At 70.1% G+C, this 12,025-nt stretch carries 13 protein-coding genes; 6 read left to right on the top strand and 7 right to left on the bottom strand.

Annotation, left to right across the window (positions count from 1 at the left end; all coding sequences use genetic code 11):
- Positions 1–33: 33 nt before the first annotated feature.
- The 4 genes from METY_RS04890 to glmM all read right to left on the bottom strand — a co-directional run bounded on the left by METY_RS04890 (position 34) and on the right by glmM (position 4,740).
- Positions 34–777 carry an enhanced serine sensitivity protein SseB C-terminal domain-containing protein gene (locus METY_RS04890; RefSeq protein ID WP_103120265.1) on the bottom strand — a complete coding sequence of 248 codons (744 nt, stop codon included), beginning with the start codon at positions 775–777 and terminating at the stop codon, positions 34–36.
- Between the two features lie 200 nt (positions 778–977).
- Positions 978–2,150 carry a phosphoserine transaminase gene (locus METY_RS04885; protein ID WP_103120264.1) on the bottom strand — a complete coding sequence of 391 codons (1,173 nt, stop codon included), beginning with the start codon at positions 2,148–2,150 and terminating at the stop codon, positions 978–980.
- Between the two features lie 185 nt (positions 2,151–2,335).
- On the bottom strand, positions 2,336–3,112 hold the full coding sequence (locus METY_RS04880) for an outer membrane protein (protein ID WP_103120263.1): 777 nt from the start codon (positions 3,110–3,112) through the stop codon (positions 2,336–2,338).
- A 281-nt stretch (positions 3,113–3,393) separates the two neighbouring features.
- A complete protein-coding gene (glmM, locus tag METY_RS04875) occupies positions 3,394–4,740 on the bottom strand; it encodes a phosphoglucosamine mutase (RefSeq protein WP_103120262.1) in 1,347 nt (448 codons plus the stop codon).
- Between the two features lie 227 nt (positions 4,741–4,967).
- Here glmM and METY_RS21020 point away from each other — a divergent pair, with 227 nt between their 5' ends.
- On the top strand, positions 4,968–5,138 hold the full coding sequence (locus METY_RS21020; protein ID WP_160147305.1) for a hypothetical protein: 171 nt from the start codon (positions 4,968–4,970) through the stop codon (positions 5,136–5,138).
- Between the two features lie 19 nt (positions 5,139–5,157).
- On the opposite strand, the gene METY_RS21015 is transcribed toward METY_RS21020, so the two are convergent.
- Both METY_RS21015 and hrcA read right to left on the bottom strand, forming a co-directional pair.
- Positions 5,158–5,334 (bottom strand): hypothetical protein, encoded by a 177-nt coding sequence (locus METY_RS21015; protein ID WP_160147304.1) that lies wholly within the window; start codon positions 5,332–5,334, stop codon positions 5,158–5,160.
- Between the two features lie 91 nt (positions 5,335–5,425).
- Positions 5,426–6,517 carry a heat-inducible transcriptional repressor HrcA gene (gene hrcA, locus METY_RS04870; protein WP_103120261.1) on the bottom strand — a complete coding sequence of 364 codons (1,092 nt, stop codon included), beginning with the start codon at positions 6,515–6,517 and terminating at the stop codon, positions 5,426–5,428.
- 130 nt (positions 6,518–6,647) lie between these two features.
- On the opposite strand from hrcA, the gene rph reads away from it, so the two are divergent.
- The 3 genes from rph to hemW all read left to right on the top strand — a co-directional run bounded on the left by rph (position 6,648) and on the right by hemW (position 9,308).
- Entirely contained in the window at positions 6,648–7,367 is a 720-nt protein-coding gene (rph, locus tag METY_RS04865; protein WP_103120260.1) for a ribonuclease PH, read from the top strand.
- Between the two features lie 142 nt (positions 7,368–7,509).
- The gene (locus METY_RS04860; protein ID WP_103120259.1) at positions 7,510–8,163 is read left to right on the top strand and encodes a non-canonical purine NTP pyrophosphatase; all 654 of its coding nucleotides are present in this window, start codon (positions 7,510–7,512) and stop codon (positions 8,161–8,163) included.
- The gene (hemW, locus tag METY_RS04855) at positions 8,160–9,308 is read left to right on the top strand and encodes a radical SAM family heme chaperone HemW (protein ID WP_103120258.1); all 1,149 of its coding nucleotides are present in this window, start codon (positions 8,160–8,162) and stop codon (positions 9,306–9,308) included. The genes METY_RS04860 and hemW overlap by 4 nt, the downstream gene beginning before the upstream one ends.
- Positions 9,309–9,327: 19 nt before the next feature.
- Here the strand turns inward: hemW and METY_RS04850 are convergent, their stop codons facing one another.
- The gene (locus METY_RS04850; RefSeq protein WP_103120257.1) at positions 9,328–10,557 is read right to left on the bottom strand and encodes a penicillin-binding protein activator; all 1,230 of its coding nucleotides are present in this window, start codon (positions 10,555–10,557) and stop codon (positions 9,328–9,330) included.
- 153 nt (positions 10,558–10,710) lie between these two features.
- Here METY_RS04850 and rsmI point away from each other — a divergent pair, with 153 nt between their 5' ends.
- Both rsmI and METY_RS04840 read left to right on the top strand, forming a co-directional pair.
- Positions 10,711–11,646, top strand: a complete 936-nt coding sequence (rsmI, locus tag METY_RS04845; protein ID WP_103120256.1) for a 16S rRNA (cytidine(1402)-2'-O)-methyltransferase — start codon at positions 10,711–10,713, stop codon at positions 11,644–11,646.
- Complete coding sequence (locus METY_RS04840) at positions 11,643–12,017, top strand: YraN family protein (RefSeq protein WP_103120445.1); 375 nt, start codon at positions 11,643–11,645, stop codon at positions 12,015–12,017. Before rsmI ends, METY_RS04840 begins: the two co-directional genes overlap by 4 nt.
- The last annotated feature ends 8 nt before the right edge of the window (positions 12,018–12,025 follow it).

The following is a 12,025-nucleotide window of genomic DNA, read 5'->3' as shown; positions in this document are numbered from 1 at the left end:
TCGTGTTCGCCGGCGCCTGAAAAGTCAGCCGGCTCAGGTTTTCCGATAGAACGGCTGGACGTCGCGCGTGAAGTAGTCGTCCAGGGGCGATCCGGGGATGGAGACGAAGTCGATCTCGTCGGTCGGCTTGGCGGCCTCGGACAGCACGTCCTCGACCTGGTCGAGGGCTTCGTCGAGGTCGCCGTCGACGACGAGGCCGACGACGAGCCGCCGCACGCCGCGCGCGTCGGGCGTGATCGCCTGCGCCACATGGGCGGCGCGGACGGTCGGCATGGTGGCGAACAGCGCCGCGAGCGGCGTCGTCAGATGGGTCGGCGTCGGGGACGGCTTGCCGACGAGGGTCGGAAGGTCGTCCTCTTCGTCCTCGTCGCCGAGCTCGCGCTCGAACCCGTCGGCGGCGCGCACGAAATCGCCGTCGAGCATGGAGGCGACGTCCTCGGCCATGAACTCGTGGCCGGCCTCGGAGCCTGGGTTGAGGACGAAGTTGGCGTCCTCGATCTGCGAGACGATCTGCTTGAAGGTCTGCCGCACGATCATCAGCTGCTCGTCGGGGAACATCGCCTTCACCCGCGCGTCCGACGTGAACACCGGCACGAAGCTGATGTCCTCATGAGTCACCTCGGGCACGGCGTAGCCGGCGCCTTTGCCTTCCTTCGGATCAATCAGCGCGAAGGACAGCTCCGCGTCGAGAAACGACTTCAGGAAGGCGACGCGCTGTTCGGGCTCATCGAGCGCGCGCAGCAGCGACTTTTCGAGGGCGTTTTCGGGCGTGAACATGGGCTGGCTCCGGGTCTTCGGGCTGCGGGCGGTCAGAGAAGCGACGTCGTCCCCGCCTTAACGGGCGTCCTTGACTGGAATGCGAAGTAGAACTGATCGGCCCGAAGTCATGATCAGCCCGTAGTCATGGACGCCCGGCCCGCGGGCCGGCGGCCCGTCGCGGCGCGTGCCCGCGACGACGCCCCGTCAGGTCCCGAAGCTCAGGCCGCCTTGGCGAGCGCCGGCGACAGCTGCGCGTAGGCCCAGTCCAGCCAGGGCAGCAGGGCCTGGACGTCGGACGGCTCGACCGTCGCGCCGCACCAGATGCGCAGGCCGGGAGGCGCGTCGCGGTAGGCGCCGAAGTCGAAGGCCACGCCCTGCTTCTCCAGCAGCGCGACGAAATCCTTCGCGAAGGCGGCCTGCTTTTCGAGCGGCGCCGCGGCGAGCGCGGGATCAGCGAACACCAGGCAGACGCCGGTGTTGGTGCGGGTGGCGTCGTCCGCGGCCAGGACCTTGAGCCAGGGCGTGCGCGCGACGTAGTCGTAGACGGCCTTGGCGCTGGCGTTGGAGCGGGCGATCAGGCCCTTGAGGCCGCCGACCGACTTCGCCCAGTTGAGCGCGTCGATGTAGTCCTCGACGCACAGCAGCGACGGCGTGTTGATGGTCTCGCCCTCGAACAGGCCCTCGTCGAGCTTGCCGTTCTTGGTCATGCGGAACAGCTTCGGCAGCGGCCAGGCCGGCGTGAAGCTCTCCAGGCGCTCGACCGCGCGCGGTCCGAGGATGAGGATGCCGTGGGCCGCCTCGCCGCCCATGACCTTCTGCCAGGAGAAGGTCACGACATCGAGCTTGTCGTAGTCGAGCTCCATCGCGAAGGCGGCCGAGGTCGCGTCGCAGATGGTGAGGCCGGCGCGGTCGGCCGGGATCCAGTCGTGGTTCGGCACGCGGACGCCGGCGGTGGTGCCGTTGAAGGTGAAGACGACGTCGTTGTCGAAGTCGACGGCGGCGAGGTCCGGCAACTTGCCGAACTCGGCGACGACCGCCTTGGTGTTCGGCAGGCGAAGCTGCTTCACCGCGTCGGTGACCCAGATCGCGCCGAAGCTCTCCCAGGCGAGCACCTCGACGCCGCGGGCGCCGAGCATCGACCACATGGCCATCTCGACGGCGCCCGTGTCGGAGCCCGGAACGATCGCGATGCGGTGGGTGGCCGGAACCTCGAGGACCTCGCGGGTGAGGTCGATCGCTTCCTTGAGCTTGGCCTTGCCAGCCTTGGAGCGATGCGAGCGCCCGAGCGCCGCGCCCTTGAGGGCGTCGAGCGACCAGCCGGGGCGCTTGGTGCAGGGTCCGGACGAGAAATTGGGATTCGCGGGGCGAACCGCGGGAACAGCAGTCGTCATGGTCCATCCTTCCAGATGGTCAGCCCCTCGTTGGGGAGGGGTGGCCCGCCGCGGGGAATACGTCCGCGGGACCGACGCCGTCAAGCGAATTGAGCGGGGTAAGGATTAGCCCCGAGGAACGAAAGCGGCGGGACCCAAGGATCCCGCCGCTTGAAGATTTCGTGCTGAAGGCCGGAGCCGAAAGCTCAGTCGAGCATGTAGCGCACGCCGAGACGGACTTCGTTGGCCTGAAGGTTTTTCACCTTGACCCGGCCGCTCTCGCCCGCCGCCGTGTAGCTCTTCGACTTCACGTCGCCGAGATTGACGTAGCGGTAGTTGGCGTCGATCACGACGTTGTCGGAAACCTGATAGCCGACGCCCGCCATGAGCGCCCAGGCGAAGTTCCAGTCCGAGCCCGAGCCGGGGCCGTCCTCGTAACCGCCCGCGCCGGGGTTCTTCGAGCGGAAGCCGCTCATATGGATGCGCGACGCGCCGATGCCGGCGCCGACGTAGGGCGTGAAGCCTTCCCAGGTGCCGAGGTCGAAGTAGGCGTTGGCGAGGAAGGTCAGAGCGGAGATCTTGCTCTTCTCGGTGGAGTAGCCCGCGACGCCGCCGCAGCCCGGGCAGCCCAGACGGCCCTTGAAGTCGGCCTTGGTCTCGTAGTCGACCGTGACGTCAGTGCGGACCCAGTTGTTCCACTTGTAGCCCGCGCCGCCGCCGATGATGAAGGCGTCGTCGACGTCCTCGTCCTTGTACTTCGACAGACCCGCGCGCTTGAAGTAGGGGTTGTCGTAGGACGCCGAGGGATCGCGGTAGAACTTGTAGCCGACGTCTCCGCGGAGATACCAGCTGGAGCCGAACTCGACCGGCTCCGGGATCGGCTCCAGCAGCGGCGGTTCGGGAAGATCGGCCGCGAGACCCGCAACCGGGGCGAACGCGACTGCGAGCGCGCCCGCGAGCGCGTAGGTCATCAATTTGGCCATACCGCCAGTTCCTCAGAAGTGCAGCGCATCGCCGCTGGCGAGAGGCGCGTTCATGTCACGACTGCAAATCTGGCGTGTATTCGTTAAAAACCATTTAACCTTAACTTTTAACCCTCGTGTCCTCACCTGCCAAAGACGTCACTGAAGTGTTTCGGCAACACTCCGCTCGCGACGATTGCAGCGGGCGCAAGGTGCTGCCGCGCCTCGCATTTTCCGTCAGGCGCGACGAAGCGCGCCAGCGCAGGCTGGCGGCCTTCGTCGGGAAGACTACGGAGAAGCCCTCAGGCCGCGGCGGCGCGGATCACGTCCGCGACGTTCGCCACCACGTCGTTAACGAGGTCGCGGTCGTCGCCTTCCGCCATCACCCGGATCACCGGCTCCGTGCCGGAGGGTCGGATGACGAGCCGTCCCTCCCGGCCGAGGCGCTCGGTCGCCTTGGCGATCGCGGCGCGGACCGCGTCGTCGTCGAGCGGCCGGCCGCCGGCGTAGCGCACGTTCTTCATCACCTGCGGCAGCGGCTCGAAGCGGTGGCAGATCTCGGAGACCGGCTTGCCCGCCCTCTGGACCACCGACAGCAGCTGCAACGCCGCCACCAGACCGTCGCCCGTCGTGGCGTAGTCCGACAGCACGATGTGGCCGGAGGGCTCGCCGCCGAGGTTGTAGCCCTGCGCGCGCATGCGCTCGACCACGTAGCGATCGCCCACCGGGGTCCGCTCCAACGTCAGCCCGATCGAGGTCAGGTAGCGCTCGAACCCGAGGTTGGACATCACGGTCGAGACCAGCCCCGGGGCGGAGAGCCGGCCGTCTTCCGACCAGGAGGCCGCGACCACCGCCATCAGCTGGTCGCCGTCGACCACATGGCCCTTCTCGTCCACGATGATCACCCGGTCGGCGTCGCCGTCGAGCGCGATGCCGATGTCGGCGCGGGTCTCGCGCACCTTTTCGATCAGCGCGTTCGGCGCGGTCGAGCCGACGTCCTTGTTGATGTTCACGCCGTTCGGTTCGACGCCGAGCGCGACCACCTCGGCGCCCAGCTCCCACAAGGCCTCGGGCGCGACCTTGTAGGCCGCGCCGTTGGCGCAATCGACCACCACGCGCAGGCCCTCGAGCGACACGGCGCGGTTCAGCGTGCGCTTGGCGAACTCGATGTAGCGCGCCTGCGCGCCTTCGATGCGCTTCGCGCGGCCGAGCGCGGGGCTGTCGGCAAGCTTCGGGCCGAGGTCGGCGTCGAGCAGCGTCTCGATCTCCAGCTCGACCTCGTCCGACAGCTTGTAGCCGTCCGGGGCGAACAGCTTGATGCCGTTGTCGTCGTACGGGTTGTGCGAGGCGGAGATCATCACGCCGAGGTCGGCTCGCATGGAGCGGGTCAACAGCGCGACCGCGGGCGTCGGCATGGGCCCAAGCAGAAGCACGTCCATGCCCACGGAGGTGAAGCCCGCCTGCAGCGCGCTTTCGATCATGTAGCCCGAAAGACGGGTGTCCTTGCCGATCACGACCCGGTGGCGATGGTCCCCGCGCCGAAACGCGATGCCCGCCGCCATCCCGACCTTCATCGCGAAGTCCGGCGTGATGGGAAACTTGTTCGCGCGGCCGCGGATGCCGTCCGTGCCGAAATACTTGCGCGTCATCGGGCGCTCCTCGAATCACGCGCGGCCGATCGCCGGCTCGCCGCGCCTCCGTCAGTCTTAGCGCAGCATCATGCCGCGGCGACGTTCAAAAAAGGTGAGCGATCATTGCGGGCGCCGGTCGCGCCTACCTCCTGCGGCCGTACGACTCGTCGCACGCGAAGGTTTGAATGGCGCAGGCGCGCGCCGAAGGCATACTCACAAGCGGTCCCCGCTTGAGGATAAGCGAGATGGAGCTTGATCCGGACGATCTCCGCGACCCCGTAGGACGGGCCTTCGAGCAGCTCGCCTCGCTGATCGCGATCTTTCTCATCGCCGTGGGCATCGACCTCGCCGTACAGGTCGCCGCCCACGCGGTGGAGCGGGTGACCTACGAAAACCAGGACGGTCTGGCGCGCTGACGCCGAACGACGCGGGCGCTCAACTCAGCAGAAACCAGAGCGCCAGCACCGGCGCTGCGAGGGTGAGCGCGATGCCGCTCAAAAGCGCCGCGAAGGCCGCGACCGATCGGATTTCGCCAAGCACGGTGCGCTCGCGCCGTTCGGCCGCCGCGTCGTCGTAAGCGACCCGGGCGTAGAGTTCCACGATGTTGTCCATGCGCCTGCCATCCCCTGAACAGGCGCGATCATGCGCCAGACCGAGGGCCCGCGATACCTTTAGGTGAAGACTTCGTTAAGATGCCGCCGGGTCAGCTCTGGCGAAGCAGACTGCCGACCACCTTGGCGGTGTAGTCCACCATCGGCACGATCCGGGCGTAGTTCAGCCGCGTCGGACCGATGACGCCGAGCACGCCGACGATTTTCTGGTCGCCGTCGCGGAACGGGGCCGCAATCATCGACGAGCCCGAGAGCGAGAACAGCTTGTTCTCCGACCCGATGAAGATTCGCACCCCGTCCGCCGTCTCCGCCCGTCCCAACAGGTCGATGACGTCCTTCTTGGATTCGAGGTCGTCGAGCAGGAGGCGCACGCGATCCAGATCCTCCAGCGCCTTGAGGTCCTCGAGCAGGTTGGCCTGGCCGCGCACGATGAGCTGGCGCGGTTCCCCGGCGGAGACGCCCGCCCAGTCCGCAAGCCCGGCGGCGACCACGTCCGCGGTGATGGCGTCCAGTTCGCCCTTGGCGGCGGCGACCGCCTCCTCGACCGCCGCACGGGCCTCGCCCAGCGTACGGCCGCGCATCCTGGCGTTGAGGAAGTTGGACGCCTCCACCAGCGCGGACGGCGGCAGGCCCTTGGGCAGTTGCACGATGCGGTTCTCGACCCCGCCGTCCTCGCCCACGAGGACCACGAGGGCGCGGGTGGGCTCCAGCGGCACGAACTCGATGTGCTTGATCGCCGGGTCCTGCTTGGTCGCCACCACGACGCCGGCGCCGCGCGACAGGCCCGACAGCAGGGCGGAGGCGTCGGTCAGCACGTCCTCGACCGAGCGCGAGGCGCTGAGCGCCCGCACCTGCCGCTCGATGGCGCGGCGATCCTCGGCGTTGAGGTCGCCGATCTCCAGCATGGCGTCGACGAAGAAGCGTAGGCCGAGTTCCGTCGGCAGGCGCCCGGCGCTGGTGTGCGGCGCATAGATCAGCCCGAGCGTCTCCAGGTCCGCCATGACGTTTCGGACGGAGGCCGGCGACAGCGAGACCGAGAGCAGCCTGGAGATGTTGCGGGAGCCGAGCGGCTCTCCCGTCGACAGATAGCTGTCGACGATCCGGCGAAAGATCTCGCGTGAACGGGCGTCGAGCTGCGCGAGCCCGGCGGCGGCTTCGGGGAGAATGGGACGGTCGATCGACATGGCCTTAAAACCTCGCGTCCCCAACATTCGTCTTCGCGCGCCGCCGATCAAGCGCGGCGGCTTGCGGGCGGACGCGCGCAGGGGCAGAAAGACGCCGATTTCTCAATCTCCCTGCGAAAGCGAAGCCTCCATGTCCGTCCGTCCCTCCAAGCGCGCCCCCGACGCGCTGCGCGCCGTCTCGATCGAGCGGGGCGTCGCGCGCTACGCGGAAGGCTCCTGCCTGGTGAAGTTCGGCGAGACCCACGTGCTGTGCTGCGCCTCGCTGGAGGAGAAGGCGCCGGGCTGGCTGCGCGGCCAGGGCAAGGGCTGGGTGACGGCCGAATACGCCATGCTGCCGCGGGCGACGCACGAGCGCACCCGCCGCGAGGTGACGAGCGGCAAGCCCTCCGGCCGCACGCAGGAGATCCAGCGCCTGATCGGCCGCAGCCTGCGCGCCGTGGTCGACCTCAAGATGATCGGCGAGCGCCAGATCACGGTGGACTGCGACGTGCTGCAGGCCGACGGCGGCACGCGCACGGCCTCCATCACCGGCGCCTGGGTCGCGTTGCACGACTGCCTCGCCTGGATGAAGGCGCGCGACATGCTCAAAGGTCCGGCGCTGAAGGACCACGTCGCCGCCGTCTCCTGCGGCGTCTACAAGGGCGCGCCGGTGCTCGACCTCGACTACGCCGAGGACAGCGCGGCCGAGACCGACGCTAACTTCGTGCTGACGGGATCGGGCGGCATCGTCGAAATCCAGGGCACCGCCGAGGGGACGCCGTTCTCCGAGGACGAACTGATGGAGCTGCTCCGCCTTGCCAAGGCCGGCTGCGCCACCCTCGTCGACCTGCAGAAGCTGGCGGTGGCGTGACGCCTCAACTGTCCTTGACCCGCGCGTCATCCCGGCCGAAGCCGAAGGCGGAGAGCCGGAATCGTGCGCCTCAGGACGCGCGGCCTGGAGCACGATCGCGGCTCTCGCTGCGCTCGGCCGGGATGACGTGTAAGGACTGACGATGACCGCCCTCCCCCCGCTCGGCGTCCGACTGGTGATCGCCACCCATAACGCCGGCAAGCTCGCCGAATTCCGCGAGCTGCTGGCGCCGTTCCCGCTGGAGCTGACCTCCGCGGGCGAGCTCGGCCTGCCCGAGCCCGACGAGACCGGCACGACCTACGCTGAGAACGCCGCGATCAAGGCGGACGCCGCAGCGCAGGCGTCAGGGCTGCCCGCGCTCGCCGACGACAGCGGGCTTTCGGTCGCGGCGCTCTGGGGCGCGCCGGGGCTGTTCTCCGCGCGCTGGGCGGGACCCTCGAAGGACTTCTCCGCCGCGATGGCGCGGGTCGAGGCGGACCTTCAGGCCCGCGGCGCGAAGGATCGCTCCGCCGCCTTCGTCGCTGCGCTCTGCCTGAGCTGGCCGACCGGCGAGCGGCTCGAGGTCGAAGGATCGGTTCCCGGCGAGATCGTGTGGCCTCCGCGCGGGAACCTCGGCTTCGGCTACGATCCGATCTTTCTGCCGGGCGGCCACGCCCGCACCTTCGGGGAGATGTCCTCGGACGATAAACACGGCGTGGTCTGGGGCGCGGACGGTCGCGCCACGGGCCTGTCCCACCGCGCCCGCGCCTTCGGCGCGCTGATGGCCGCGCTCTATCCCGCAGGTCCGCCGACATGAGCGAGCCCGGCTTCGGCGTCTACGTGCATTGGCCGTTCTGCGCGGCGAAGTGCCCCTACTGCGACTTCAACAGCCACGTGCGCCACAAGGGCGTCGACCAGGGCCGCTATCTCGCGGCCTTCCGCCGCGAGATCGCGCACATGGCGGCGCTGGCGCCCGGTCGGAAGGTCGCTTCGGTCTTCTTCGGCGGCGGCACGCCCTCGCTGATGACGCCGGAGACCGTCGCAGGGATCCTCGACGCCATCGGCGGCGCCTGGGAGGTCGAGCCGAACGCCGAGATCACGCTGGAGGCGAACCCGACCAGCGTCGAGGCCGAACGCTTCCGCGGCTACCGGGCCGCCGGCGTCAACCGCGTCTCGCTCGGCGTGCAGGCGCTGAACGCCGAAGACCTCGCGAATCTCGGCCGGCTGCACACCGTCGAGGAGGCGCTGACGGCCGTCGAGCTCGCCATGTCGATCTTCCCGCGCGCGTCCTTCGACTTGATCTACGCCCGCCCCGGCCAATCGCCGGCCGCCTGGCGCAGGGAGCTGTCGCAGGCGATCGAGCGCGCGCCGGAGCACCTGTCGCTCTATCAGCTCACCATCGAGGAGGGCACGCCCTTCCACGCGCTCTACCGCGCCGGCAAGCTGAAGACGCCCGACGAGGAAACCTCCCGCGCGCTCTGGGACGTGACGCAGGAGACCACCGAGCGCGCCGGCATGCCGGCCTACGAGATCTCGAACCACGCCCGCCCTGGCGCGGAGAGCCGCCACAATCTGGTCTACTGGCGCTACGGCGAATACGCCGGCGTCGGCCCCGGCGCCCATGGACGGCTCCTGGTCGACGGCCTGCGCCGCGAGCTTTCGACCGAACGCAATCCCGAGCTCTGGGCCGCCGCCGTCGAGGCCGACGGTCATGGCCTCGTGGTCGACGAGCCTCTCAGCGTCGAGGCCCAAGCCGACGAGTTCCTGCTGATGGGCCTCCGGCTCGCCGAGGGCATCGACCTCGCCCGCTTCCACCGCCTCTCCGGCCGCAGGCTCGACCAGCGCCGGATCGACGACCTCACCATGGACGGCATGGTCGAGCGCGTCGGCCGCGACCGCCTGCGCGTCACCCGCGAGGGCTTTCCGGTCCTGGACGCCGTGGTGGCCGATCTCGCGGGGTAGAGCGACGAGCGCTCAACGGTCAATTCGCCTGGGCGGTCTGGCCGTCGAAGCTGCGGGGCGCGGGGCTGATGACCTTCGCGCCGCCGGGCTGCACCTGGTAGACGGCGAGCGCGCGGTCGTTGCCGCCGTCGGCGCGGAAGCGGAAGGTGCCGTCGACGCCGGCGAAGCCAGACGGGTTCGCGAAAGTCTGGTCGGTCAGCCCGGCGGCGCCCTGCGTCTTCACCAACGCAGCCACGAGCGAGGTGGCGTCGTAGGCGAGCGAGGCGGTGCGGGTCGGCTCCGAGCCGAATTTCGCCTTGTAGCGCTGGGCGAAGGAGCGGAAGCCGGAGCTGTCCGGCGCGGCGTACCAGGCGCCCGCAAGGCTCGCGTCGCGTCCCATCTGCGGGTCGTCCCAGAGCCCCGTGCCGAGCAGCTGCACGCGCTTCAGGTTGACGCCGTTCGCGGCGAGCAAGCCCACCACCGTCGGAACGCTGTCGGCCGTGTCGGGGATGAACAGCGCGTCGGCCTGGCCGAGGGCGTTCGCCACGCGGGCGATCGGCTCGGCCATCTTGCCCTTGTCGGTGGGATAGCGCTCAAGCGCGACGACGCGGCCGCCGGCCCTCGCCACCGCCTGCTGGAAAGCGCCCTCCACCACCGTGCCGTAGCCGTTCTCCGGAAGCAGCGCGGCGAAGGAGCGCTTGCCCTGGCTGACCGCGTAACGGACGATCCGGTCGACGTCGGATTCAGGCAGGAAGCTGAGGAGATAGACGCCCCGCGAGGCGACGTTGGCGTCGGTCGAGAAGGCGACCACCGGCACGCCCTTCTGGCGCGCGGCCTGGCCTGCGCCCTGGACCGAATGGGCGAACAGCGGCCCGATCACCATGCGCGCGCCCTCGTCGGTCGCGCTGTTGACCGCCGCCTGCGCGCCCTGCGCGGTGCCGCCGTCGTCCTTCACCACCAGCTGGATGTCGGGGCTGTTGAACTCCGAGAGCGCGAGCTCCGCCGCGTTCTTCATGGATTGGGCGGCCGCGCCGGCGTTGCCGCTGGCCGACAAGGGCAGCACGAGCGCCACCTTGGTGGAGCCCTGCCCGATCGCCTGACCGAGCGGCTGGGCCTCGACCTGCGGCGTCGGATTGCCGGGCAGCGGATTGAGCCGCTCGTCCGTCCCGCCGAGGTCGCTTCCCCCGCCGCAGGCGGCGAGCGCGAGCGCCGCGCTTCCGACGAGCAGCGCGCGCCATCCCTTCGCCAGGGACCTTGGATCGACCGTCATGTGCGCCACCGTCTCTCGGCCGGACCCCCACGAACTCGTCCGACGCGCCGAATGCCCCGATGGTCCACGGCTCGGGGAGCGCCGCGCGCCACCGCTTCCCGCGGCTGCGCCCCACCGATAGACTTGACTCTGAAGTAACCGACGAGCGTTCCCATGCCAAGGCCCGAGCCGACCGACCCCGACCTCACGGCCGGCCCCGATCACTCCTCCCGCAGCTACCTGGTGGCCGGCGTACGCCTGACCGCGCCGTCGCTGGCGCCCGGCCTTCACGTCGTCGCGACCCCCATCGGCACGCTCGCCGACATCACCCTGCGGGCGCTGGAGACGCTGGCCGCCGCCGACGCGGTGCTGTGCGAGGACACCCGCGTCACCGCCAAGCTGATGAACCACTACGGCATCGCGACCCGGCTGACGCCCTACCACGACCACAACGCCGCCGAGATGCGCCCCAAGGTGCTGGCGCGCCTCGCGGACGGGCAGCGGCTTGCGCTCGTCAGCGACGCCGGCACGCCGCTGGTGTCCGACCCCGGCTTCAAGCTCGTGCGCGACGCCGTCGCGGCCGGCGCGCACGTCACGCACCTCCCCGGGCCCTCCGCCGTGCTTACGGCGCTGGTGCTGGCGGGCCTGCCGACGGACCGCTTCTTCTTCGAGGGTTTCCTGCCGGCGAAGCAGCAGGGGCGGCGCGAGCGCATCGCCGAGATCGCCCGCGTGCCAGGCACGCTGGTGCTGTTCGAGACCGGGCCGAGGGTCGCCGAAGCGCTGGCGGACCTGGCCGACGGACTGGGGAACCGGCCCGCGGCGCTCGCGCGCGAGCTCACCAAGCGCTTCGAGCAGGTGCGGCGCGGGACATTGACCGAGCTTGCAACCGAGCTCGGTCGGGAAGCCCCGCCCAAGGGCGAGATCGTGCTGGTGATCGGCCCGCCGGCCGAGGAGGCGCCGCCGAGCGAGGGCGACGTCGACGCGCTGCTCGAAGCCGCGCTCGCCCGCGCCTCGGTGAAGGACGCGGTCGCCGAAGTCGCGAGCGCAACGGGGCTCAAGCGGCGCGAGGTCTACGCGCGCGCGCTCGAGCTGACCAAGGCCGGCGCCTGAGCCCGGCGCCCCCCGCCCCGAAGCGGCTTGCGGCGTTCCGGCTCGGGCTCGACGCCGAGGCCCGCGCGGCTTGGCTGCTGAGGCTGACCGGCTGGCGCATCCTGAAGCGACGCTACGCGCAGGGCGGCGGCGAGATCGACTTGATCGCCGTCCGGGGGCGGACGCTCGCCTTCGTCGAGGTGAAGGCCCGCGCGACGCTGGAGGCCGCGGCCGAGGCCGTGGCCCCGCGCCAGCAGGCCCGCATCCGCCGCGGGGCTGAGGCCTTTCTTGCGCGCGAGCCGGCTTATGCGGGATATGTCATGACCTTCGACGTCGTCCTCGTCGCGCCCCGCCGCCTGCCGCGCCGTCTCCCAAACGCCTTCGGCCAGTAAAAACCCCA

The sequence above is a fragment of the Methylopila sp. Yamaguchi genome (genome assembly GCF_002897035.1).
Classification (GTDB): domain Bacteria; phylum Pseudomonadota; class Alphaproteobacteria; order Rhizobiales; family Methylopilaceae; genus Methylopila.
The sequence above is the reverse complement of the archived record's forward strand: the minus strand, read 5'-3'. Positions and strand labels throughout refer to the sequence as shown.

What these genes read in the sequence shown, in the direction of transcription:
- METY_RS04890 (WP_103120265.1), bottom strand. Translation starts at nt 777, where the DNA reads ATGTTCACGCCCGAAAACGCCCTCGAAAAGTCGCTGCTGCGCGCGCTC.
- METY_RS04885 (WP_103120264.1), bottom strand. Translation starts at nt 2,150, where the DNA reads ATGACGACTGCTGTTCCCGCGGTTCGCCCCGCGAATCCCAATTTCTCG.
- METY_RS04880 (WP_103120263.1), bottom strand. Translation starts at nt 3,112, where the DNA reads ATGGCCAAATTGATGACCTACGCGCTCGCGGGCGCGCTCGCAGTCGCG.
- glmM (WP_103120262.1), bottom strand. Translation starts at nt 4,740, where the DNA reads ATGACGCGCAAGTATTTCGGCACGGACGGCATCCGCGGCCGCGCGAAC.
- METY_RS21020 (WP_160147305.1), top strand. Translation starts at nt 4,968, where the DNA reads ATGGAGCTTGATCCGGACGATCTCCGCGACCCCGTAGGACGGGCCTTC.
- METY_RS21015 (WP_160147304.1), bottom strand. Translation starts at nt 5,334, where the DNA reads ATGGACAACATCGTGGAACTCTACGCCCGGGTCGCTTACGACGACGCG.
- hrcA (WP_103120261.1), bottom strand. Translation starts at nt 6,517, where the DNA reads ATGTCGATCGACCGTCCCATTCTCCCCGAAGCCGCCGCCGGGCTCGCG.
- rph (WP_103120260.1), top strand. Translation starts at nt 6,648, where the DNA reads ATGTCCGTCCGTCCCTCCAAGCGCGCCCCCGACGCGCTGCGCGCCGTC.
- METY_RS04860 (WP_103120259.1), top strand. Translation starts at nt 7,510, where the DNA reads ATGACCGCCCTCCCCCCGCTCGGCGTCCGACTGGTGATCGCCACCCAT.
- hemW (WP_103120258.1), top strand. Translation starts at nt 8,160, where the DNA reads ATGAGCGAGCCCGGCTTCGGCGTCTACGTGCATTGGCCGTTCTGCGCG.
- METY_RS04850 (WP_103120257.1), bottom strand. Translation starts at nt 10,557, where the DNA reads ATGACGGTCGATCCAAGGTCCCTGGCGAAGGGATGGCGCGCGCTGCTC.
- rsmI (WP_103120256.1), top strand. Translation starts at nt 10,711, where the DNA reads ATGCCAAGGCCCGAGCCGACCGACCCCGACCTCACGGCCGGCCCCGAT.